This window comes from Paenibacillus konkukensis (assembly GCF_023523925.1).
Classification (GTDB): domain Bacteria; phylum Bacillota; class Bacilli; order Paenibacillales; family NBRC-103111; genus Paenibacillus_S; species Paenibacillus_S doosanensis.
Genome location: NZ_CP027059.1, coordinates 7,692,217 through 7,715,483, shown reverse-complemented (window position 1 = coordinate 7,715,483; position 23,267 = coordinate 7,692,217). Strand labels below are relative to the sequence as shown.

The following is a 23,267-nucleotide window of genomic DNA, read 5'->3' as shown; positions in this document are numbered from 1 at the left end:
GGAGAACCCGGATATCCACAGGAAATTGCTGCGCATCATTTCCTAAACAAGAACAAAAACCGTCCCGGGCCGGGCCTGAGACGGTTTTGTAAATTTATTCCGGAGTCGATTCAGCTCTGCTTCGGCTTTCGGCTAACGGCTCTTCTCTTCCATCGTATCGGAACCAAGCAAGCTGCAGATCAGCTCGACGGCGGCGTGAGCGGTTTTGCTCCGCAGATCGAGCGCCGGATTCACCTCGACGAATTCGGCGCTTACCAGCAATCCGGAGGCGGCAATCACCCTCATAGCCTCCAGCGCCTCCGTAAGCCGCATTCCCGCCGAAACCGGCGTTCCCACCCCCGGCGCTTCCCCAGGGTCCAGGCCGTCCAGATCGAAGCTGACATGAATCCCGTCCGTGCCTTCACCGGCCGCCGCCAAAGCTTGACGGACAACCTCCGACATGCCGAGCCTATGAAGCTCCCTGCTGGCATACATGCGGATGCCGGCGCGCTGAATCAGCTCCTGCTCCCCCGTATCGAGCGAACGCGTGCCGATAAGCACGAGATGCTCCGGACGCACTTTGGGTCTCTTCCCGCCTATATGCTTTAGAGCTGGATAACCATAGCCGAGCATCGCCGCAAGCGGCATGCCGTGAACGTTGCCGGAAGGACTGGTCTGAACCGTGTTCAAGTCCCCGTGGGCGTCGAACCAGAGCACGCCGATGCGTTTATGCCGCGCCGCGCCGGCTATCGTTCCGGCGGCGATGCTGTGATCCCCTCCGAGTATGAGAGGGATCGCACCGGCCTCCACCGACGCCGCCGTCTTGCGGTGAAGCCGGCGGTTAAATCGGACGATTTCATCGATATATTTCGCTTTGGGATGGCCGCCGGCGGAATCGGCGGACAGCTTCTCCCGCTCCGTCAGTGTCACGTCGCCCAAGTCTTGAACCATGCGCCCTTGCTGCCGCAAACGGGTTAGCAGTCCGGCGCAGCGGATCGCATCGGGCCCCATCCGGCAGCCTCGGCAGCCCGCTCCCAAATCGAGCGGCGCGCCGATCACATGAACGGCTTGCGAATCATTCATTCTGCTTCACTCTCCTCCGGTCGGCAAACGCCAGTTCACTTGCGCAGCATCCCCTTCAGCACGAACAGCAGGTTGGCCGGCCGTTCCGCTATTCTGCGGGTGAAATACGGATACCACTCGCTCCCGAACGGCGTGTAGATGCGTACCCGATAGCCCTGATTCGCCAACTGGCGCTGCAATCCGCCCGCAATGCCGTAGAGCATCTGGAACTCAAAGCGCTTGCTGGAGATTCCCTTCCCGGCAGCGTACGATTTAACCGTCTGAATGATGCCGGCGTCATGCGTCGCAACCGCCGTATAATGTCCGGCGTTCATATGCGCTTTAACCATCTCCACGTACTGGAGGTCGACATCGCGCTTCTGGGGAAACGCAATCCGCGCGTCCTCCTTATAGGCCCCCTTGACGATGCGGACATTCGACTTCCATTCCCCGAGCCGCTTCAAATCGCCCGGAGAACGGTACAAATAAGCCTGCAGCACCGTTCCGACATGCTCGTGTCCGAATCGTTCGACGAGCTTGCCCGTCATGCCCAGCGTCAGATCCGTAAGCGTGGAGTCCTCCATATCGATGCGGACAAAATTCCGGTAATAGCCGGCCGCCGCCGCGATCCGCTCCATATGCTTCAAGCAGGCGTCAGGGTCCAGCAAGCAGCCGAGCTGAGTCAGCTTCAGGGACACATTGGCGTCCAGCTTGCGCTCGTCGATCATGCGGAGCATCTCGATAATTTGATTGGCGGCCTTCTCCGCGACAAGCGGATCTTCTACGCTTTCGCCCAAATAATCGAGCGTTGCGGCCAGACCTTGACGGTTCATATCGCGCACGCGCTCCAGGGCGCCCGTTAACGTTTCGGCTGCGACAAACCGCCGTACCCCCATACGCATTCCATATCGTTCAAATGTGGACTTCACCCGCCTCAGCTCCGCGACGCGGAGCACGGTGCGGCGAAACCAGGCATTCATTCGCATACTCCTGGCCCCCTTGCATTAGAAATCCGGTTATGCGGTTGACCCCAAAAGCGAATGCCGACGCTTCTACAGCAGCTCGGAAATCGCCTTCGACTGAGTAAACAATAGCAGATAATCCGGACCGCCGGCTTTGGAATCCGTGCCCGACATATTAAATCCGCCGAAAGGATGAACACCGACGACCGCCCCTGTGCATTTGCGGTTAATGTACAGATTGCCGACATGAAACTCGGCTTTGGCCCGCGCGATATGCTCCCGGTTGTTCGAGTACACGGAACCGGTCAGACCGTATTCGCTATCGTTAACCATCGCGAGCCCTTCCTCAAAATCCTTGCAGGAAGCGAACGCCACCACCGGACCGAATATTTCCTCCTGCATGATCCGCGAATCGCGGGCCGCATCCGCCACAATCGTCGGCTCGATAAAATAGCCCTGCAGCGGGAGCGCTTTGCCTCCGGTCACGATGCGCCCCTCTCCTTTGGCTATATCGATATAGCCCATGATCTTTTGAAAAGATGCCCGGTCGATGACCGGTCCCGTATCGACGGTCATATCCGTCACATCGCCCACCTTCAGAGCTTGCGTCAATTCCTTGCAGCGGCTCAGCACCGTCTCGTACACGTCCTGGTGAACGATGGCTCTGGAGCAAGCCGAGCATTTTTGGCCGGAATAACCGAAGGCGGAGGCGACGATCCCTCGGGCCGCCGCTTCCAGATCGGCCTCGGCGTCGACGAGAATGGAGTCTTTGCCGCCAAGCTCGCCGACAAATCTCTTGAGCCAGATTTGGCCCGGCGCGACGCGTGCGGACAGCTCCTGGATGCGGACGCCGACGTCGCGCGAGCCTGTGAAGGATACGAACTGGGCGAGCGGATGCTCTACCAAGTACTCCCCGATTTCGCTGCCGCTGCCGGGAGCAAATTGGATCACTCCGGACGGCAAACCGCAGCCGTACATCAGCTCGACGAATTTGGCCGCGATCACCGGCGTTTGACTGGACGGCTTGAGAACGACCGTATTGCCTGCAACGACCGCAGCGGTCGTCATGCCGGCCATGATGGCCAGCGGAAAGTTCCACGGCGGAATGACGATGCCGACGCCGAGCGGAATATAATGCAGCTCGTTATGCTCGCCGGCCAGCGGGATGAGCTCCTTCTCTCCCCGCCCGGACAGCGCGATCATCTGGCGGGCGTAATATTCCAGGAAATCGATGGCCTCCGCCGTATCCGCATCCGCCTCAACCCGGCTTTTGCCGGCTTCGAGCATCAGCCATGCGTTGAATTCATGCTTCCGCCGCCTAAGCGTCGCCGCTCCCTTAAGCAAATATTCGGCGCGCTGCACCGCCGGAGTCTTCGACCACGATCGAAAAGTCTGCGCTGCAGACTGAATCGCCTTCTCGGCCCATGATCGGTCCGCCTTCGCGACCTTCCCGATAATCTGATCGCTGCGAGACGGGTTGAGCGATACGAGCACATCCTCCGTCTCTATCGCCTCCCCCCGATAAGAAGCGGGTAAGTGCGGCCGAGCTCCGATTGCACTTGGCCGAGCGCTTCCTCCAGCCTGCGGCTTTCCTCCGGACGGGTGAAGTCCGTCAACGGTTCCGGTTGATAAGGTTTCATGCCGATCGCTCCCTCCTGATCGTTATGGTAAGACCGCCTTCACTTTGCTGACGGCCCAATCGATTTGCTCCTCCGTAATAATAAGCGGCGGAGCGAGCCGTAATATCGTATGATGGGTTTCTTTGGTCAGCAGCCCCAAATTCATCAGCCTTTCGCTGTACGTTCTCGCTTCCCCGGCAAGCTCGATCCCGATGAACAATCCCCTGCCGCGAATGTCGAGAACGCACGGCGCATGCACTTCGGCCCGCAGCTTTGCCAGCATGTATTCGCCTAGCTCGCGCGACCGCTGCGGCAAATTCTCCTCGTGCAGCACCTTCAGCGAAGCAATGGCCACCGCGCAGGCAAGCGGGTTGCCCCCGAAGGTAGAGCCGTGAGATCCGGGCTCGAACACCTGCATCAGGTCCCGGTCGGCGGCTACGCCGGATATCGGCATGACGCCTCCGCCCAGCGCCTTGCCGATAATGTACGCGTCCGGCACGACGTCCTCCCAGTCCGAGGCGAACCACTGGCCGGTCCGGCCGAGCCCTGTCTGGATTTCATCGGCCATTAGCAGCACCCGGCGGTCCCGGCAGCATGCGGCGCACTCTTTCAAGTAGCCCTCCCGCGGGATGCGAATGCCGGCTTCTCCCTGAATCGGCTCGACGAGAAACGCCGCCGTACGGGAACTTATCGCCTGCTCCAAGGCCGCCGAATCCCCGTAAGGAATGACGCGAAAGCCCGGCGTGAACGGACCGAACTGATGCCGGTATTCCGGCGAGCTTGAACAGGAGGTCGCCGCAATCGTTCTGCCGTGAAAATTTCCTTCGCATACGATAATTTCAGCCTCATCTTCGGGGACACCCTTCACTTGATACGCCCATCGCCGGGCCATCTTCATCGCCGTCTCCACCGCTTCCGCTCCCGTATTCATCGGGAGAAACGCTTCTTTTCCCGTAATGGCGCCGAGCAGTTCCAGCAAATCTCCCATCCGCTCGTTATGAAATGCGCGCGACGTCAAGGTCACTTTATCCGCTTGTTCCTTCAATGCCTGAATGATTTTGGGATGGCGATGTCCCTGGTTCAGCGCGGAATATCCGCTGAGCATATCCATGTACCTTTTGCCCGATACATCGCGTACCCACACGCCTTCCCCGTGAGCGATAACAACAGGGAGCGGATGATAATTAGCCGCCCCGTACTTTTCCGTCTTTCGAATAATCTCTTGGCTTCTTCTCATTGGACAAGCTTCCACCTCTTTTCCCGGATTCCGGCTGAGCGGAGCATTGAGAGCGGGCGTTACCCCCGCTTTCCTTGCAGCAAGGCTGAATAGGAATGGAAACCATTGCGATAGGCTTGGTTATATTTGAATATTCTGATAATAATGCAGACAATGTTCATACCTATCTTATGATTAGCCTATGCAATTGGGTTGGGCGCATGCCCGGTTTTACGCAAAACAGCTCCTTCCCTTTTGTCCCGTGCCGTCCGGAAGCGCCTCGCTGAATGCGCGGCCTTTGACCGATAGGTTTACCGAACTTGGAGACGCGGATGGATCGTATGCCGTTGACTTGCCTGAATGTCGCGATACGTAGTATCATAACTACCATCGGCCCGTCCGGATCGTATTATATTGGATGAAGGAGTTTTCCCCATGAGCGTACACGAACAGATTACCGCCCACACCCGTAAAATGCATTCCCATCTCGAAGCGTTCCAAAGAATGGACGACGCGCGCGAAGCCGCCATTGAGCAAGCCGTCGCGCTCTGCGCCTCGGGAGAGGCATTCACGACCGACGAGATTAACCGGATCACGGCACGGATCAACGATCATGCCCAGCGCGGGATATCCCCGACAAGACCGTACGTAACGAGCGAGATGGTGGCAGCATACGTCCAGCGCAAGCTATCGGCGCAATAAGCGAAGTCCGTCGCTCCCCTGCATGGGACGACGGGATATCTCTATCCGCCCGCCGATCCGGTCAAACCAAAAAAGCTTTGAACAGCAAAAGGCATCCCTTTTCTGCTCAAAGCTTTTCGTTTTTTTACTGCAAACCCGCTCGTCCTGGAGCAAGCTTCGGTGAAGCTGCGCTCAAAGGCGCTGCGCCTCCCGCAGCACAAGCTCAAAATATCCGGGCTCATGCGGGACGAAATCCCGTTTGCGGAACGTACGTTCGACCGCCTGCAGCTTGCCGCTCTCATCCGGTTCCACCCCGGCCGCCCGAATCTCGAAATCGGACCGGCCCCGGGCTAAATCGCCCACACAGGACAAAGGAATGCTGTAGAGCCCGGTCACCTCGTCTTCCTGAAGGCGGTACGAAGCCAGCGGCTGATCGGACGCAAGCATGAATACATGGTACCATTCGCGGTCGATTGTATCCGCGGCAATGATCCGCTCTTCGCGATAGACTCCGCATGATTTTAGCCGCTCGAACGAAGCAACAACCCCAAGCTCTTCCTCCAGCTCCCGCACCCCGTCTTCGACCCGTTCTCCGGCCATAAGATGACCGGCGCAGGAAATATCCAGCAAATTCGGATACGTATCCTTATCCGGATGCCGCATTTGGAATAAAATCCGGGTCTCTTCGCCCGTGCGGGTGACGATCCAGCAGTGGAAGGTCTGATGCCATAAGCCTTTGGCATGAACCTCCTTCCGGGTCGCGGTGCCGATCGGCTTCATCGTTTCATCGAATATATCAAAACGCTCCTGCTCCTGCTTTGCCATTAACCAAGCTCCTCTGCTCGTTCTGGGTATACAGGAGTTATTGTAGCATCTTGCGGATTCCTTCCGCCACCAGAGGCTACGAGCCGGGCGCCGCGACCGGTGAAATGCGTGCAATCCGTCCCGTTGTGCGAGACGCTAGGCTTTCGGCCCCACCATCTCCTCCGGCCGCACGTACTCATCGAACTGCTCCGCCGTCAAAAATCCGCTTTGAACGGCCGCTTCCCGCAGCGTCAGCTTTTCGCTGTGCGCCTTCTTCGCGATCTTCGCAGCTTTCTCATAGCCGATGTGAGGATTCAGCGCCGTAACCAGCATCAGCGATTGCCGCAGATGACGGTCGATCACTTCCCGGTTCGGCTCGATTCCGACCGCGCAATGGTCGTTGAACGATACTATCGTATCGGTCAGCAATCTTGCCGATTGCAGGAAGTTGTGAATGATCACCGGCTTAAATACGTTCAGTTCGAAGTTGCCCTGGCTCGCCGCAAAGCCGATGACCGCATCATTGCCCATTACCTGACACGCGACCATCGTCATCGCTTCGCTCTGCGTCGGATTGACTTTTCCCGGCATGATGGAGCTGCCCGGCTCATTCTCGGGTATCGTCAGCTCCCCGATGCCGCTGCGCGGCCCGCTAGCCAGCCAGCGCACGTCGTTGGCGATTTTCATCAAATCGGCGGCCAGCGCCTTCAGCGCGCCGTGGACGAAGACGGCTTGATCGTGGCTGGTCAGCGCATGGAACTTGTTTTCGGCGGAGACGAACGTCTTCCCGGTCTCCCGGCTAATCTCCGCCGCAGTCATCTCGCCGAATTGCGGATGCGCGTTAAGCCCGGTGCCGACGGCCGTCCCTCCTATGGCCAACTCCTTCATCGCATGAACGCTGTCCGCTATCATTCGGCCCGCCTTCTCCAGCATCGCATGCCAGCCGCTGATCTCCTGACCCAGCGTAAGGGGCGTAGCGTCCTGCAGATGCGTGCGGCCGATTTTGATCACGTCGGCGAACTGCTCCATTTTCGCGCGCAGCGTCTCCTTCAGCTTCTCCAGCGCGGGGAGTAGCCGCTCCTCGACGGCGAGCACGCCGGCAATATGCAGAGCGGTCGGGAACGTATCGTTGGAGCTCTGCGATTTGTTCACATCGTCGTTCGGATGAATCCGCTTCTCGCTTCCCCGCGCCTCCAGCAGCTGGTTGCCCCGATGCGCTATCACCTCGTTCACGTTCATGTTGGACTGCGTCCCGCTCCCGGTCTGCCAGACGACAAGCGGGAAATGATCGTCCCATCGTCCCTGCAAAATTTCGTCCGCCGACTGGATGATCGCATCCGCCTTATCGGCATCGAGCTTGCCCAACTCGCGGTTGACCTTGGCCGCGGATTTTTTCAGCACAGCGAAAGCCTGAATCACCTCTAGCGGCATCCGTTCCGTCCCGATCCGAAAGTTTTCGCTGCTGCGCTGGGTTTGGGCTCCCCATAGCTTATCGGCGGGAACCTGGATTTCCCCCATCGTATCTCTTTCCACTCTATATTTCACAAAAGGCACCTCCCTGTTCTACCTTCATATTTTGCCAAATAGCGGGATCGTCTACTCATCGTCCGCCCCAAAAAACGGCGGTGAAAAAGTCCGCTACAGGCCCTTTACATTTTTCCGATACTCCGTCGGAGGAAAGCCTGTTTCCTTGCGAAAGCTTTTTGTAAAATGATTCGTACTTTCAAAACCGCTCTGCTGGGCGACTTCTTTCATGCTCTGCGAAGTTGTGGTCAGCAGAAACTTGGCCTTATCCATCCGTTTGCGCTGCATATATCTAGCCGGCGGCATGCCGAAGTGCTTTTTGAAATATTTGATCAAGTAGTTGGGGTGAAAGTGAACGGCTTCGGCCAGTTGTTCCACAGTAATGCTTTTATGCAAATTACGTTCGATGTATTTCTGCAGTTGGTCCAGTCTTTCGATTTCCTCGCTGCGCTGCTGCAAAATATGGATAGGAACAGACTCCAAGTAACAGGCAATCATTTGCAGCAGAATTGCCTTTTCACGAAGCCGGGATGTTAAAGCAGAATCCTCGCGCAACGCAACAAGCTCATGAAACCATGTTGTCATCTGCTCGGCATTGCCGACCTTTATATAAAGCGGTATGTCCAGCCATTGGAACAAATCAAACGAACCGATGCGCGTGGTGAAATGGCACCAATATTTAAAATAGGGAAGATTGTTGGTGACGCTATACGACTGCACGGAATGAGCGGGCAGAAATCAAAGGTCAGGCAATGGAATTATGAATGTGCATAATCGGATTCGATTGGCTTACGGCAAAAATTACGGGTTAAAAATCAATGCCAAGGAAGCGCGCGGTACGATTGTCGGTATGAAATTACCTTTAGGGCAAGCGCCAGGATATCGAAAGCAATGGTTTTCGTAAATTGATAATATAGTTCTTGCTTTCTCGTATCATCCGTGGTATTATAATTGAATGTATCATTTTCAAGCAACCTCATAATGAAGTTCCTCAGTTCATTTTGGTTTCATCCTCCGCTTCTTAAAAACAATTCAAATTCCCATGAACCCTAAGAATTTGTTGCGTGTTTACTGATTCACACTGGCGCGGTCTTCGGAGCCGCAAGGATGGAAGAGAGGTAGGGCTTTCATTGTTTTAGAGACACACCGTTTTTTACCCTGTTGGGATGTTTAAATCGCTGAAACGTCAGCGCAACAATAAACATTTATGTGACGATAAAACCTATATTCGAACGCGGTCACAGAGCTTGGAGAAGCCCCGGTTAGAGGTCATCTCCAATTAGTATGTGAGCAAGGTTGCAAGATGCAGATACAATCTATTATAGAAGAACTCTCCTTAAGTTACGGCGTTGCATCGATGCCGGCGATAACTTTACGGCTCACGGCGTCCAAGGCGGTCAGCTCATCGGCGGTCAGCTTAATTTCGGCGGCTTCCACGTTTTCTTTCATGTGCTTGATGCTTTGCGAACCGACAATCGCCGTAGTCAGCGCCTTTTGATGCAGCAGCCAGCTGATAGCGATTTGCGAGACGGCCTTTCCTTTGGCGTCGGCAATTTGCTTGAGCAAAAGGATGAGTTCTTCTTCCATTTTCAAATGCTCGGGCAGGAACAACCTCCGCGTGCTTCGGAAATCGTTTTCATCCAGCGTTTTGCCGCCCAGATGGAACGCCCCGGTTAAAAGGCCTTTGGCAATCGAGCTGTAGCTCATGATACCGATCTCATTTTCGAGACAGTAAGGAACGATGTCTTCCTCAATGGCGCGGTGCAGCAGGCTGTATTCCGGCTGAATCACGTCGATTTGCGCGAAACCGGCCGCTTCCTTCAACTGCTCCAGGGAAAAATTCGATACGCCGATCGCCCGGATCAAGCCTTCATCTTTGAGCTTCTGGAATTCGGACAGCGTTTCCGACACCGGAATCTCGTAGCTTGGCCAATGAATATAATAAATATCGATAAAATCGGATTTAAGCCGTTTCAAGCTCGCCTCTGCAGAGCGGCGTACGTCGGCCGGCGCGAGATTGGCGCGGCTTACCTTCGTCGAGATAACGCACTGCTGCCTGCTTCCTTCCAGCGCCAACCCGACAATTTCCTCGGAATGTCCTGCGCCGTAGCCCTCCGCCGTATCGAAAGTCGTGATGCCCATCTCAAATGCGGCCCGAATCGCTTGAATGTTATTTTCGTCGCTTGTAAACTCCCACGGACCGCCTCCCAATTCCCAACATCCGAATGTAATCGGCGATACTTGCAGTTTGCTTTTTCCCAACGTAATCAATTGCAATGGTTCCAACTCCTTTGTATGTATTTTACAACTTCCTGCTGTCCACCCTAGCATACCACGTAAGCGCTTTTGCTGCTAGACCGGCGTTCTTCCCGGCACCGCTTTGATCGAGTTTTTCCACCGCTCCTCGCGGCCCCCCTGCTGCTGCGCTGCAAGCGGAAGCGCAATATCCACTTCCGTTCCCTCATGAATTTGGCTGTTGATCTGAATCGTGCCCTGATGCGCTTCGATAATTTTAAAACACATCATAAGTCCGAGGCCGGTTCCTTTTTCCTTCGTCGTGTAGAACGGCTCTCCAAGCGACGCCAGCCGCTCGCGGGGAATTCCCGCTCCGTTGTCGACCACCCTAAGATGCACCTGCTGCCGCTCGACGTAAGCTTCTACCCGTACCTCTCCTCCGGCTTGCATAGCCTCTATCGCATTTTTCAATAAATTGATAAACACTTGCTTCATCTGAATCTCGGAACAATAAATCATAATCGGATCATCGGTCATCTTCACCGACATGCGGACGTTATTCATCGTCGCTTCCGGTTCCAGCAGTTGAATCACCGTATGAATCAGCTGGTTCAGCGAATACATTTCGTATTGAATGACCTGCGGCTTCGCTATAATCAGAAACTCGCTCACGATAAAATTAATTCGATTCAGCTCGGCGCTCATAATTTCATAATAATGATCCTGATTCGGGCCTCTCTCGCGCATAAGCTGGAGAAACCCTTTTAATGAGGTGAGCGGATTTCGAATCTCGTGCGCAAGCCCTGCCGCCAACTGCCCTACGACAGACAGTCTGTCCGATTTTCTTAGAAACTCCTCCGTCTTTTTCCGCTCGGTAATGTCCCTGGATATACCGGCGATCGCTACTGTGTCGCCTTCCGCGTTTTTGATCGGAGAGATCGTCAGACTGATATGAAGCGGGGTTCCGTTCTTATGCAGCCGCACCGTTTCAAAATCGGTAACCTCCTGCCCCGACAGCAATCGCTCCATCAGCTGCGCCGCTTCCTCTTGCTTATCCTCCGGAATAATGCAAAGCGGCTTGCCTACGATTTCCTCGACGCCAAAACCGTATATTTTCTCAAAAGCATGATTGACCTGCAGCACGTTAAACTGTAAATCGATGACGTCGATCGCATCGGAAGTATTCGTAATAAGAGACTCCAGCATTTCTTTGGTTGTCAGCAAGTCCTCTTCCGCCCGTTTGCGCTCGGTGATATCGATACAGGAAGCGATAACCTCTACGACCTGCTCATCTCTTTTAATAGGCCGCAGCGAGGCGATGTATGTAATTTGGTTAATCTGGCCTTCGTACAGCACATGCTCTTCGCCGCTCCACGCTCGTTCGTAGTAGCGCTCCTTCACCTCGGCGATATCCGCGGAAACAAACTCGCTCAGCTCCTTGCCGACCACCTTCTCCGGCGTCAGCCCGAGGCGGAATACGAGCTCCCCGTCGCACAGCGTATGAATGAAGCGGCCGTCGAGCTTTTTGAATTTAAAGGTCATTCCCTGCTGCTTGCGCACCACATCCTGCAGATCCTGCTGCAGCACGGCCAAAGATTCCTTCGTCTTCTTCAATTCGGTGATGTCCCGGGCTATGATATAAAATCCGACGATGCGCCCGTCCACAATGATAGGCACGTCCTTGGCCCCCAAATAAACTTGATGGCCCATCTTATGAGTCAGCGCGATTTCCGTATTAAGCTGCTCTCCGTCCGTACCGTTCTGGAAAATATGCAGCTGGTCCTTTTCGCCGGCAATAATCGATTTGAACGACGTATGCAGCAGCTCGGAAGCCTCGTACCCGATGATTTTCTCCATGGCGGGATTCAGCCCGTCGATCCGGCCCTCCATATCCAGAGAGCAAATCCCGGCAGGGTTGTACTCGATCAGCGATTTGTATTTTTGTTCTAATTGCTTGCGGGAGCTAATATCTTGAATTTGTGCAATCGTGCAGAGCGGCTTTCCCTGAGGAGAGCGAACGAGCGATACATGAAGCAGAATCCAGATCACTTTGCCCGTTTTATGAAAAAAACGCTTTTCCATCTGAAAGCTTACCCAATCTCCAGACAGCAGCCGTCTCATATGTTCAAGATTTAATTCCAGATCGTCGGGATGCGTCAAGCTTTGATAATCCGTCGATAACAGCTCTTGTTCCGAATAACCGATAATTCCGCATAGGGAGCGGTTCACTTTGAGCCATCTTCCGTTCAGATCGATCAATGCCATTCCGATTGCAGCATAATCAAACGCATTACGGAACAGCGTGTCATTGACGTGTAGAGACGGTTCCAGCGATAAGGCCGTCTTATCCGTCCAATCTTGTTCCTTTTGCGGTTCATTCATGGCATGTACCTCTTTTATCCGGTTATTTTACTATATTACTACATTATCTTCTTCAAATAATGTGCTTTTCCTCCTAACTATTTTTATAAAGTTACAACATCTGTCAAACTATGGCAGGTATAATTTTATTATCCAAAGGAGTGATTGTATTGAACTCTGAACTGACTAATCCGACCCAAGGAAGTTATGTCCCCCCTGCGTCGGCGCAAGCGCCTGTAGTCTCTGTGAAGCATTGGATCTTGACCTTCATCTTATGCGCCATTCCCATCGTAAACATCATTATGCTGTTCGTATGGGCCTTCGGAGATCATACCAATCCCAACAAAAAAAATTACGCCAGAGCCTCCTTGCTCCTTGCCGTTATCGTCATCGTCCTCTACATTATATTTTTCCTTCTCATCTTCCTGATTTTCGGAATCGGCGCGGCTTCGCATTTTCCCGGAACTCAAATTTGAGTAAATTCGCATAAAGTGTTTGAGCGAGAGAGACATTAACGAACGTAACTACAATTTAATCGAAGGCGGCGATTCCATTTATGTCTCCCCAATCGTCTCAACGCTCGACCGCTAAGCAAGGGCAATCGGTCACCAAAGAACAATTAAACGATGTGTATGCGGCGGGAACCAGCGACGGTGTCGTGCAGCTTGAGAACGGCACGATGGATGTCTCCGGCAGCGAATCCGGCGAAGCTAAGCGAAATGAGAACCAATGAATACCTCCTCCTCGATCGTGACATACTAGTATGCAGATGAACGAGGAGGTGATTTCGAATGGCTGAGAATCAAAACGACGCGGTTCAGCACGGTCTGAACGCCGCCAAAGCTAGCGCTGAGGATGCTGAACAGCAGCAGCAAGTAGAACAATTATCTTCCCTGCTGCAAAACAACGCAGAGAATGCAAATGCTACCTCCTCTGCTGTTAACGAAAACGAGTCTGATTTGAGCGAATAAATCATTGCCCCGGCAAGCCTGGAGCTTGCGAGAGGCTGAAAAAGAAAAAAACTGATTTCGCATGATGCGAAATCAGTTTTTTTGACGTGCCCTGAGAGATTCGAACTCCCGGCCTTTTGATTCGTAGTCAAACGCTCTATCCAGCTGAGCTAAGGGCACATAAGTTCATTTGCTTATTGTAACATATAAGAAATGGTTGTCAAGGCCGGTACGCGTTCGTCGTCCAACATTGGGAAACCGGAATGGCCCATAGCGCGTACCGAAAATCGGGCTTTAGGCAGGTTCAGGCGATATGCCGACATATCGCCTGGAATAAATCCGCTGGCCAGTTTCACTCATGCGGAAGAGAGACGCCTCTCCTTGAAAGCAAGCAATGATTGGCCGTCTTGTTCATATCCGTGCTTGCAATTGGATCACGCTGTACCGCCAAAAGCCCGTACCTTCCCTGCGCTGACGAGCAAATATCCCGGAAACAGCCGCTGTTCTTCTGCCGGCAGCGTCTCATACCATTGCCGTATCGCTTGCTTGACCGGCTGCGCCTCCGGTATATAATCCAGAAAGTCCAAACTATTGAGAAATCCGATATTCGTTTCTCCGATCCATTCGATGCCGCTCCTCCGGAATTCGTCTTCGACGGTCAGCACCGGCTCCTCGATACCGTACATCCACGTCCCTTGACGCTCGCCATACGCTTTGCCGGCGCGATACGGCAAACATTTGGCATAAGGAGTTAGCGTAACGACCATGCCTCCGGGCCGGGTCACCCTGGCCATTTCGCGCAGAATGGCTACCTTCTCATCCGAAGTAAAATGCTCCAGCACCCCCGCATTCCAGGTAAGATCGTTGCTCTGCCCGGACACCTCCATGCATCGGATGTCCGACAACACGAAGCTCCCTTCGCAGCCTGCACTGCGAAACGCGGCCCTGCTGTTGGCGAGAGCTTTTTCCGAGTAATCGACCAATGTCACGCGCGCTCCCTCTCCGGCCAGACGCAGCGAAATTTTGCCGCTTCCCGAGCCCGCCTCCAGTATATCCTTGTCGCGGAAATCGCCGGCCAGCTCCCGCATCGTTTCATATATGGATTGACTGAGCGGGTCCCACGAATACGAAACATTCCCCGACCAAATCCCGTCCCACACTTTCTTCTGCTGGTCAGACATCCTTTCACTCCCGTCCGTTGCCCTGCGGCACGAATTTTTGCAGCAGCTGCTCGAATACCTTCGAGTTCGGATAAAGCGCCGACAGCTGCTCCAGCCCGTAAGCGCCGTACTTTTGAAATAAGCCTGTTTCATTTAACGTAAAATCCGCATGTCTGTCAGGCAGCGACATTCTTTGCGCCATCGTGGCGTGATACACCCATGAATGCAAGCAGCATTTCGGCTTCCACCGATTCCGCGTTCCCATATAAAAGGAGTAGCCGACGAGCAAGCTGTCGTCCTCATACCCCTGCTTCCCTTTCATAAACCGGGTGTCGTACCCGCCCACTTCGCGCAGAGCGGCGGACTTGTGAACGACGGGATGCACGAAGCCTTCTCTGATCTCGTTCCTCGATAAGCTCTCCAAATACGCGATCAATTCGTCCGTCTGTTGCGGCACCGTGCCGTACAGGCCGAGAGGCTGCAGCTCGCCGCCGGACGTCAGTATGCCCGGACAAACTAAGGGATCGTCGGAAGATTCCAAATATGCGATGAGCGGCACATGCCAATTTCTAGGAAATGCCATATCGACATGAATTTCAGAAATATAGGGCACTTCCTTAAATCGATCCCAAACGTAGCGGAAACAGCTCTGCCTCGCTTGCGCGATCCCGACATTGGCGCCGTCGCCCAGTATAACGGGAGCCAAGCCGAATGCGCCGAACAGCCCGGACAGCTGCGCATTGCTTAAGCCGCCCTGATTATATACGACAAGCGTGTGATCGTCGGACGCCCGCAAGCTTTCGGCCGCACGGCGCAGCATCGCAACATCGTAACCGAGCGCATCGTCGCTGCGGATCAGCAGCGGCATCGTATGAATGATGTTCAAAGACAACGTTTGCACCCTCCCAAGGACCCGATTATTCCATCCACTCGATCAAATTCGGATTTTCATCCAGAATCGACATGTACTGTTCTTTCCACCCGAACTTGGCATCGGGATCGAGCTTCAAGTACCGTTCATACTTTTCCCGCCGGTGACTGGATTCGGACCAGCCCAGATGCTTCAACCGCAAGTCGGATAAACGATGAGGGAGTGCAAAGATGTTCTCCGGAAATCTGCCGCAGTGCTGCTGCGTTTCCTTCCACGTGTACGTTCTGTCGCTCCGGTAACGAAGCAAGAACGGACGGTAAAAAAAGTGCGACCGCCATAAATGGTCTTCCCGGTAATGCGTCGCATTCCAGAAATCATACAGCCGAAAGCAAAACAAATCGGTACCGGAGTCCTCGATCAACCGGCGGACGCTGTCGGCAAATTTTCGCTCGAATATTTCGTCCGCGTCCAGATTCAGAATCCAATCCGGATTCGTTGCCAGCGTCTCCTCCCATTGCTGCTTGCGCAATTCGATCTCATTGCTGAATTTGGATTGCTCATTCCGGATGAGCTTTACAGGGATTCCATGCAGCATTTCGAGACAAAGCTCGGCCGTACCGTCCGTACTGCCGTCATCGATAATTACCGCCTCGTCGATATATTTCCGATGCTCCGACAACGCCTCTTTCAGAAACCGGTCCGCTTCATTTTTAACGACCATGGATAATGTCAATTTCTGCGTCCGCCTCACCTCCGTACCCAGGAAGGCGGGAAGCGGATTACGGTCGCCGGCTGCAATCCCAGCTTCCCTCTTGAACGCTTCCACTCGTTCCAAATCGGAATCCCTATACAAATGCAGCGCAGGATAATGCGTGTCGACGAATAACGAAAATCCGAGAGCCGCTGCCCGAATGCAAAAGTGCCGGTCCTCCCCCAGAAGGAGAGGTTTTTAATCGGCTTGAAATGGACACCGGACAACAGGGCATGCCGGCTGATTAACGTGCAAGCGCCCAAGCCGCCCACCTCATAGATCCCCGGAATCCTTAGCTTGGCGATAAATGCAGCCGTACGCGCGGCGATGTCCTCGCTGCTCAGATACTCTCCCGGCCGATATTCCCACAGCTTATATTCGTCATGAAGCCATACTTGAGGCTGCATGGAAGCGCCTGGCTGCCACCGGGTCCAGAAAATTTCCGAGACGATATCTTTCCCCGCTGCTGCCAAATGTTCGATCGTATCCGGGTGCAAAACCAAATCGGAATCGATCAAAAATAAGTAATCGTACTGGAGATTCACTGCATGCTCAATCATTGCGTTTTTAAATTCGGCAACCTTCCATATTAAAGTGTCGTGCCATACATGCGTCGTTTCGTTGCACTCATAATTGTTTCTCTGGTCCGAATAAATGATGAACACCCGCTTGGCATCCTCGACAAACCGGTGAAGAAGCTCCGTTGATTGCGGGTCTTCGTTATCGTCGACGAAAAGATAAGAGAGCTCGACGTTTTCCTGCTTAAGACGAAGCAGCGAACTTAAAAATTCGTGCAAAATCGCCGGCTTCTGATGAATCGGACTGCCGACCAACACCTTTTTTTTACTTTCCGTCATATGCTTCTCCTCGGCCTATCGATTCGCTGTTTTTCAGTACGCCTTCCAAATACGATTTGTTATGCAGTATGCTCCGGTCTTTGGGCCGGTAGCGGCGCGCCCGCTCGTTATGCAGATAAGCCAGCTTGTATTCGCCGATTCGATCGTAACACAAGCACAGCTGCAAATGAGGAAGCCAGGTTGAGCATGCCTCGTTACGAAAACCCATCTGCTGCTCCGACGGTTCGAACAATGTGGCCAGGTTATACCAGAAGATCGCGGTTTGAAATTCTTGTTTGTTCAAAAAGTGGTAGCCCAGCCGACAGCAAAATTCAGGACGCGGGCGGTCATATCGAAAAGAGCGTAATGCGGATTCGAATTCCAGCTGCTCATTTCCGAGCTGATGATAGCAGTCCGCCAATTTGCCGCAAGCGGAGATGTTGTCCTCGATCCACCCTTTTCCTGTGGCGAGAAACTGCTCGTAATAGCGAGTCGCCATCTCCGGCTTGCTGTGGTCAAGAAGCTCGTTGGCATAGTAATACAAATCGCGCGGAGAGAACTGCTCCCCTGCGGCCAATCTGCGCTCGTAAATATTTATGTTGCGATCGCTGTCGTGGCGAAGGCTGCTATGGGTGACGGCAATATCGCTGTTGTAAATTTGTCCCCATACTTCCAAGTACTCGTGAACCGCGCCGATCCACCGAAAGTTGTTGCTTCTCTTCACAAGTCGGTTGCGCCGGACGCTCGAGGTCACGTTGCCGAATTCGTCAAAAGCAAGGTGATACGCCATAGTGACGGAATCGACAGACGGATCAAGCGTTTCCTTCAGCGATACGAATGCGGCAAGCTGATCTCTCTGGATCACATCGTCCGCATCCAGCCATAAAATGTAATCTTTTGTCGCCAAGCCAAACGCATAATTTCGCGCGGCTGCGAAATCATCAATCCACTCAAAATCGTAGATGCGCTGCACAAAGGAACCGGCGATCTCCTTCGTGCGATCAGTAGACCCCGTGTCGACAATGATGATTTCGTCCACAGCCGAGGCGACGGAGGATAAGCAGCGCCCGATGACATCCTCCTCATTTTTGACGATCATGCAAAGGCTGACCGTAATCACACGATCCCTCCTAACCTTCCGAAGTCCGTTTCTACATATATATTCAAATATATTCAAAAAAAACAGTTTAGAATTTAAACCTGAATTTCGAAAGCGCATAAGAATGCGGTGGCGATCATCCAGGAGCGGATCAACAACTGTGAATAAGTGGGAGTGGGACCAGCGAAATTTTGAAACCAATATCCACATGGGGATAACTCCCCCCTCCCCAGAAAGGGGCATTGTTGTTTTCCATGTGAAATGTTGGAAGCCGTCACTCCAATTGAACCACTTTGGCTTCGATTCGTTTCCATGCATGACGACCGTCGAAATCCTTGATCAGCTTGAGCACGACCGCGCGACTATGCCGAACAAGCGTCGCCGCGCAATGAAAGAACTCCAGTCGGAATCTTGCAATCGTATAACCCTGATGCATCGGTTCGCAACAATCGCGCTTAAAGCGTTCGAACAAATTGTAGGCCAGCAACTTGATCAGCAGATCGACTTCATTCGCTTCAAAATCACTGGTCGCGATCCGGTCCATGGAAAAACCGTCTTTCGCCTCTTTGATGTAATTTTCCATGCAGCAACGCTGGTTGTAAAAGCGCCATAGGTCAATTGGTTCCCACTCCAGGTTGGTTACAATCGCTTCATACTGCCAGTCCTCGTCGAATACGATGCGGCCTTGACCGTCTTCGCAGACTTGCGTCTTACGAATGACCGCTACGCGACGGGGCTTTTTCCAGGACGTAGCTTTGTAAATCAAAGTGATGCCCTCGATGATCCAGTCCTCGTCGACATAGCGCGTCCAGTAGCGACAAGCCGCCACGTCGCTTGCGAGGCGTTTGGTCCATTTCATTTTGCCGACGTAACCGATCTTGCGGCCTTCCCACAGTTGGTAGAAATCCTCGCCGCCAAAGCCTTTGTCGAACCGGGCGTACGCCACTTGGCGCTCGCCGAGCAGTGCGAAGGTTTGCTGCAAAAAGTCGATTGCGTCGGTTGAAGAATGCGTGTTGCCGGGGCGAAGCCTCGCATTCAGATTCAAGTGGGTTTGCCCTTCAAAAGCCAGCAACGGATGGTAGCTGTTTCGTCCGGGCTTATGCGGATTGGTGCCTTTGGCCGCGCCGGCCTGCTCCCCGTATACCGTCTCCACCGAGGAGTCCAGATCAAGGATTGGCTTGGACGGCAAGCAGAGATGAATGATTTCCATATTCAGCTTGCGCAGTTCCGTCGGGAGCTGCGGGCAGGATCTGCCCAGACGCGCGAGCTCCTTGTACAGCAAACTGTGATGCGGCAGACGGCCTCCCAGAAAACGACAAAGCAACACATCGTGCTGTAACTTGCGGAAATGAAAAATACGCCCGCAGCCCAGCATCCAGCCAACCATTAGATAGAGCAGGATGCGATGAACAGGAAAAATGGCGTTGTGCGCTTTGCCGCCGGAAAGGCGCTGCATGGCCTCGGCGAGCTTGATTTTTTCGAGATAGGCCAAAAAGATTTTGACGCCGCCGAAACTCGTGGCGTTCTGCAGCGAAAATTCGCTCTTGATTTTGCTGACCGGTGTGGTAGACTTCACCTAAAAGGTGCTCCTCTCTTTGGGTGATGTTGTCCTGGACAAACACCATTCTACCAAAGATTTGGAGCCCTTTTTATGTTTTTAATGCGCAGTACTTTCGAAATTCAGGGTTATAATTAATGTTGCGGTGATTGCCGCCTATATCACGATATTTTATACAGGGAGCATTCTAATTTTTCGCAAAAAAGATCTGTTAACATAAGGTTCCCGGGAAGGAGTCGATTTATGGTAGACATGAAAATTATGGTGGTCGATGATGAAGTGGAGCTTGCAGAACTCATTAAGGATTATTTGGAAGAAGAACGGTACAGCGTTATGATCAGCACGAACGGTAAGGAAGCAGTAGAAATGTTCCGAACCCACCAGCCGAATCTGGTGGTATTGGACATCATGCTCCCTGTACTTGACGGTATGGAGGTCTGCCGGACCATCCGCTCCGAATCCAATGTTCCCATCATTATGCTGAGCGCCAAAAAAGCGGATGTTGATAAGATTGTAGGCTTGGGACTGGGGGCCGACGATTATATCGTAAAGCCATTCAGTCCCGGAGAGGTTGTCGCGCGGGTCAAGGCACAGCTTCGGCGTTACCATATGCTCTCGTCCGCGGAAACGCCGAAAGAACTGCTGCGATTCAATAAGATGGAGATTGACCTGAAAGGCTACACGGTCGCCATGAACGGCAAGCCCATTGAATTTACGGCGAAAGAGTTCGAAATATTACGTCTCTTGGCTTTGCATCCCGGTCAGGTGCTTACCAGAGAGCAAATCATTGAGAACGTCTGGGGATTCAACCATATTGGCGACTTGAACACGGTAACGGTACACATCAAGAAAATACGCGAAAAAATTGAAATCAACCTTTCAAACCCGCAATATATTAAAACCGTTTGGGGTGTCGGTTATCGGTTTGACGGAGGTAAAAAATGAGATTTGGGATTCGTACGAAACTGGTTCTTGCTTTTGAAGCAACGGTCGTTATCCCTGTACTTGTGTTCTTGGCTGAAGGGAGCAGTAAAAGCGGCGGGGTGGAAAACGCGTTAGCGCTCATCGTCGCTCAGAGTGTCTTGCTTATTGCCTGTACCTCGATTGTTTCCAGCATTATCATACGCAGCGTTCTCAAGCCTCTGGAAGAGCTTCATCAAGCAACGGAAAAAATCATGTCCGGTGACCTGGATTATGAAATCCAATACAAGAAAAACAATGAAATGGGTAGGTATTGTCAGGCGTTCGAGCAAATGCGAGTGCAGCTTAAAGAATCCCTGAGAAGGCAAGCCGCTCTTGAACATTCCCGTAAAGAGCTCATTGCCAGTATATCTCACGATTTGCGCACGCCACTTTCTTCGATTCGCGGCTATGTCGAGGGCCTCGAAGACGGTATTGTCCGTGACCGGGAAAAATTCAGCCGGTATATCGCTGTCATTAAGAACAAAACCGAATGCCTGGATAACCAGATTGAAAATCTCTTTCAATATTCCAGGCTCGAGCTGAGCGGTGGCATCCAAAATTTATGCAGACGAAACTCGGAAGAATTGCTCGAAGCGATCCTTAGACCCTACGAGGTAGAATTTACCGACTGCCAAATACGGTTTGAAATTGTTCGTCCATTCCCAAAGGTTGAGATTCTTGCATCTGAAAACAGTCTATCTCAAGTGTTTGATAACCTGATTGCAAATGCCAAACGTTATGTCGGGGAAAACGGAGCAATTACCGTTCTGGCAAACGCCGATGATCGATATTTGACCGTATCGGTGTCAGATAACGGTTCCGGCTTATCGCCGGAGGATTTGCCGTATGTATTTGAGCAATTTTACCGCGCCGAGAAATCACGCTCTCGCCATTATGGCGGCGCAGGACTTGGGCTTGCCATATGCAAAAAAACAATTGAAAATCATGGCGGTACAATATGGGTAGAAAGCACTCCGAATATCGTAACAACTTTCAGCTTTACGCTGCCTATAGTTTAGAACGGGAATTATTCTCTTCGACTTTAGGTCTACCGCGCCAATTCACTAATAAAAGGGCTGTCCAATAAGTCCCCAAAATAAAAAGGTTGGGCGAGAAAACACAAGATTTTTCGTCCAGCCTTTTTTTGTGTAGCTGCTTTTACAGGAATGCAGCGAGGCGGATGCCTGCCACTTGAAGCAACGGCCCCTCTTTGTGGGGTTGTCTTATCTTCGCTTACTCACTGCGCGGCCCAAGCGGCGTAGCCAGAAACCATGTATTCCCGAACGGGTCGACGATCCCAGCGCTTCGTTCCCCGTACTCCTTGTCCGCAGGCGGATTCAGAGAACGCGCACCCGCTTCGAGCGCGCGACGGTAACAGTCGTCCGTGTCCCGCACATACAAATGAATCGTATTCGGGGCCTGCTGACATGCCTCGCTGGCATCTGATGCTGCTATTAGTGAGTCCCCGATCCGAATCTCTGCATGCATGATCTTGTCACCGGACGGCGTCAGGTGCCGTTTCATCTCCTCCGCATCGAAAGAACGGACAAGGAAGGCGATAAAATGCTCTCCCCCCTCCACAATGCAATAAGGCCGTACCGATGGAAAACCGTCATTCGTCAATTTCATTCTCTTTCCCTCCATTCCGTCCGAAGTCGGGGAGCGAAGGCGGGCTCAGGAGCTCCATCCGCAGCTTTTCTCGCCCCGTCATCGGATCGTTCCCCTTCATAATACCAATACGGAGGCAAGATCGATTGTAAAAATTTTACCCGCCTTCCCGAATCGGCACATGGTTGCGGAAGGGTCCCCGGAGGGTCCGGTACTCACCCGGGGTTATCCCGGAGAAAGCGCGAAAATCATGATTAAAATGGGACTGGTCGAAATATCCGCATGCTATGGCGACCTCCGTCCAATTCCCCTGAAATCCGGGAGAAGCGGCTAATCTAAGCGCATCCTGAAAGCGGCGAACGCGCAGGAAAGCTTTCGGTGTCATGCCGCAATTTATTTTGAACAGCTCGATGAATCGTCGCTGGCTCATTCCGATCTGACCGACAATTTCGGCAACTGAGTTGATCGCGGCGCTATCCGCCTGCCTAAGGAAGAATTCGATCGACGGGTGGCGTTCCATCGAGCCATTAAGATGATTCAACAAGAACTGCTCCGTGACGGCGAACATGCACTCCGGCGTCTCAGCTTCCAGCAGCCGATCCAGCAACTCCGCCGCATCGCTGCCCCATAGATCGGCAAGCGGCAACAGCGTATTGTGCAGCTCTTGCCCCGGATACTTCAGGAAGGGCAAGGCGCCTGAGGGCTGGAACTGAATGCCGAGCATGGTCGATTCGTTCCCGGTATCCATCCTAAAATATTCCGATCGCGAGCCGCCCGCAACCGCTCGTCCGAAAGAGCGCAGAGCCCCGCCAGCTTCACGGTCCGCAAGCCGTACTACCTTCCCGTTTAGTTGGAAGGTGATGGATGCCGTACCGTCAGGCATGCGCAGTTCCGTCGGCTCGAGCGGACGGTAGCCCGCGAAGTACCAGATGTTTTGGACGAAATAGGTTAGCGGCGGTGACGGCTTGTATGTTCGATAGACCATCGTGGTCGAAGCCTCCTCATTGTGCCGGGTGGGATTGTATATA

The 23,267-nt window shown here is 53.1% G+C and carries 24 protein-coding genes, 1 tRNA gene and 1 pseudogene; 7 read left to right on the top strand and 19 right to left on the bottom strand.

The features are described from left to right. Positions 1-132: 132 nt before the first annotated feature. The 4 genes and pseudogenes from rocF to rocD all read right to left on the bottom strand — a co-directional run bounded on the left by rocF (position 133) and on the right by rocD (position 4,859). Complete coding sequence (gene rocF, locus SK3146_RS33800; protein WP_249862917.1) at positions 133-1,062, bottom strand: arginase; 930 nt, start codon at positions 1,060-1,062, stop codon at positions 133-135. A gap of 35 nt (positions 1,063-1,097) precedes the next feature. Then, positions 1,098-2,021 (bottom strand): proline dehydrogenase family protein, encoded by a 924-nt coding sequence (locus tag SK3146_RS33795; protein ID WP_249862916.1) that lies wholly within the window; start codon positions 2,019-2,021, stop codon positions 1,098-1,100. Between the two features lie 72 nt (positions 2,022-2,093). Further along, positions 2,094-3,643, bottom strand: a pseudogene (gene pruA / locus SK3146_RS33790) (L-glutamate gamma-semialdehyde dehydrogenase). Positions 3,644-3,665: 22 nt separating this feature from the next. Further along, entirely contained in the window at positions 3,666-4,859 is a 1,194-nt protein-coding gene (gene rocD / locus SK3146_RS33785) for an ornithine--oxo-acid transaminase (protein ID WP_249862915.1), read from the bottom strand. Between the two features lie 414 nt (positions 4,860-5,273). On the opposite strand from rocD, the gene SK3146_RS33780 reads away from it, so the two are divergent. Further along, positions 5,274-5,540 carry a YpbS family protein gene (locus SK3146_RS33780; RefSeq protein WP_249862914.1) on the top strand — a complete coding sequence of 89 codons (267 nt, stop codon included), beginning with the start codon at positions 5,274-5,276 and terminating at the stop codon, positions 5,538-5,540. Positions 5,541-5,711: 171 nt separating this feature from the next. Here the strand turns inward: SK3146_RS33780 and SK3146_RS33775 are convergent, their stop codons facing one another. The 3 genes from SK3146_RS33775 to SK3146_RS33765 all read right to left on the bottom strand — a co-directional run bounded on the left by SK3146_RS33775 (position 5,712) and on the right by SK3146_RS33765 (position 8,330). Beyond that, a complete protein-coding gene (locus tag SK3146_RS33775; RefSeq protein WP_249862913.1) occupies positions 5,712-6,344 on the bottom strand; it encodes an NUDIX hydrolase in 633 nt (210 codons plus the stop codon). A gap of 135 nt (positions 6,345-6,479) precedes the next feature. After that, positions 6,480-7,868, bottom strand: coding sequence for a class II fumarate hydratase (fumC, locus tag SK3146_RS33770; RefSeq protein WP_249862912.1), 1,389 nt, complete (start codon positions 7,866-7,868; stop codon positions 6,480-6,482). Positions 7,869-7,961: 93 nt separating this feature from the next. Next, a complete protein-coding gene (locus SK3146_RS33765; RefSeq protein ID WP_249862911.1) occupies positions 7,962-8,330 on the bottom strand; it encodes a helix-turn-helix domain-containing protein in 369 nt (122 codons plus the stop codon). Positions 8,331-8,607: 277 nt separating this feature from the next. Here SK3146_RS33765 and SK3146_RS33760 point away from each other — a divergent pair, with 277 nt between their 5' ends. Continuing rightward, positions 8,608-8,751 (top strand): hypothetical protein, encoded by a 144-nt coding sequence (locus SK3146_RS33760; RefSeq protein ID WP_249862910.1) that lies wholly within the window; start codon positions 8,608-8,610, stop codon positions 8,749-8,751. A 437-nt stretch (positions 8,752-9,188) separates the two neighbouring features. On the opposite strand, the gene SK3146_RS33755 is transcribed toward SK3146_RS33760, so the two are convergent. Together SK3146_RS33755 and SK3146_RS33750 are read right to left on the bottom strand one after the other, a co-directional pair. Continuing rightward, positions 9,189-10,109, bottom strand: a complete 921-nt coding sequence (locus SK3146_RS33755; protein ID WP_249862909.1) for an aldo/keto reductase — start codon at positions 10,107-10,109, stop codon at positions 9,189-9,191. Positions 10,110-10,199: 90 nt separating this feature from the next. Then, the gene (locus SK3146_RS33750; protein ID WP_249862908.1) at positions 10,200-12,464 is read right to left on the bottom strand and encodes a PAS domain S-box protein; all 2,265 of its coding nucleotides are present in this window, start codon (positions 12,462-12,464) and stop codon (positions 10,200-10,202) included. A 149-nt stretch (positions 12,465-12,613) separates the two neighbouring features. On the opposite strand from SK3146_RS33750, the gene SK3146_RS33745 reads away from it, so the two are divergent. The 3 genes from SK3146_RS33745 (at position 12,614) to SK3146_RS33735 (ending at position 13,414) form a co-directional block, all read left to right on the top strand. After that, positions 12,614-12,919, top strand: coding sequence for a hypothetical protein (locus SK3146_RS33745; protein ID WP_249862907.1), 306 nt, complete (start codon positions 12,614-12,616; stop codon positions 12,917-12,919). A gap of 80 nt (positions 12,920-12,999) precedes the next feature. Further along, on the top strand, positions 13,000-13,176 hold the full coding sequence (locus SK3146_RS33740; protein WP_249862906.1) for a DUF4025 domain-containing protein: 177 nt from the start codon (positions 13,000-13,002) through the stop codon (positions 13,174-13,176). A gap of 58 nt (positions 13,177-13,234) precedes the next feature. Continuing rightward, complete coding sequence (locus SK3146_RS33735; protein WP_249862905.1) at positions 13,235-13,414, top strand: hypothetical protein; 180 nt, start codon at positions 13,235-13,237, stop codon at positions 13,412-13,414. An 85-nt stretch (positions 13,415-13,499) separates the two neighbouring features. Here the strand turns inward: SK3146_RS33735 and SK3146_RS33730 are convergent. The 8 genes from SK3146_RS33730 to SK3146_RS33700 all read right to left on the bottom strand — a co-directional run bounded on the left by SK3146_RS33730 (position 13,500) and on the right by SK3146_RS33700 (position 19,686). Next, positions 13,500-13,573, bottom strand: a tRNA-Arg gene (locus SK3146_RS33730). 14 nt (positions 13,574-13,587) lie between these two features. Beyond that, positions 13,588-13,749: a hypothetical protein gene (locus SK3146_RS33725; protein ID WP_249862904.1), complete on the bottom strand. Its 162-nt coding sequence runs from the start codon at positions 13,747-13,749 to the stop codon at positions 13,588-13,590. A gap of 78 nt (positions 13,750-13,827) precedes the next feature. Continuing rightward, a complete protein-coding gene (locus tag SK3146_RS33720; RefSeq protein WP_249862903.1) occupies positions 13,828-14,574 on the bottom strand; it encodes a class I SAM-dependent methyltransferase in 747 nt (248 codons plus the stop codon). A 4-nt stretch (positions 14,575-14,578) separates the two neighbouring features. Next, entirely contained in the window at positions 14,579-15,445 is an 867-nt protein-coding gene (locus SK3146_RS33715; protein ID WP_249862902.1) for a hypothetical protein, read from the bottom strand. Positions 15,446-15,470: 25 nt separating this feature from the next. Then, positions 15,471-16,157, bottom strand: coding sequence for a glycosyltransferase (locus SK3146_RS35210; RefSeq protein WP_349655177.1), 687 nt, complete (start codon positions 16,155-16,157; stop codon positions 15,471-15,473). 14 nt (positions 16,158-16,171) lie between these two features. Continuing rightward, positions 16,172-17,032, bottom strand: coding sequence for a glycosyltransferase family 2 protein (locus tag SK3146_RS35205; protein ID WP_349655176.1), 861 nt, complete (start codon positions 17,030-17,032; stop codon positions 16,172-16,174). After that, positions 17,019-18,131, bottom strand: coding sequence for a tetratricopeptide repeat-containing glycosyltransferase family 2 protein (locus SK3146_RS33705; protein ID WP_249862901.1), 1,113 nt, complete (start codon positions 18,129-18,131; stop codon positions 17,019-17,021). The genes SK3146_RS35205 and SK3146_RS33705 overlap by 14 nt, the downstream gene beginning before the upstream one ends. Before the next feature lie 253 nt (positions 18,132-18,384). Beyond that, positions 18,385-19,686, bottom strand: coding sequence for an IS1380 family transposase (locus SK3146_RS33700; RefSeq protein ID WP_024982794.1), 1,302 nt, complete (start codon positions 19,684-19,686; stop codon positions 18,385-18,387). 225 nt (positions 19,687-19,911) lie between these two features. Between SK3146_RS33700 and SK3146_RS33695 the strand changes: the two genes are divergently transcribed. Together SK3146_RS33695 and SK3146_RS33690 are read left to right on the top strand one after the other, a co-directional pair. Next, entirely contained in the window at positions 19,912-20,613 is a 702-nt protein-coding gene (locus SK3146_RS33695) for a response regulator transcription factor (RefSeq protein ID WP_249862900.1), read from the top strand. Beyond that, positions 20,610-21,650 carry a sensor histidine kinase gene (locus SK3146_RS33690; RefSeq protein ID WP_249862899.1) on the top strand — a complete coding sequence of 347 codons (1,041 nt, stop codon included), beginning with the start codon at positions 20,610-20,612 and terminating at the stop codon, positions 21,648-21,650. Before SK3146_RS33695 ends, SK3146_RS33690 begins: the two co-directional genes overlap by 4 nt. Before the next feature lie 214 nt (positions 21,651-21,864). Here the strand turns inward: SK3146_RS33690 and SK3146_RS33685 are convergent, their stop codons facing one another. Then, on the bottom strand, positions 21,865-22,260 hold the full coding sequence (locus SK3146_RS33685; protein ID WP_249862898.1) for a VOC family protein: 396 nt from the start codon (positions 22,258-22,260) through the stop codon (positions 21,865-21,867). A gap of 136 nt (positions 22,261-22,396) precedes the next feature. Then, on the bottom strand, positions 22,397-23,224 hold the full coding sequence (locus tag SK3146_RS33680) for a helix-turn-helix transcriptional regulator (protein ID WP_249862897.1): 828 nt from the start codon (positions 23,222-23,224) through the stop codon (positions 22,397-22,399). Positions 23,225-23,267 lie beyond the last annotated feature (43 nt).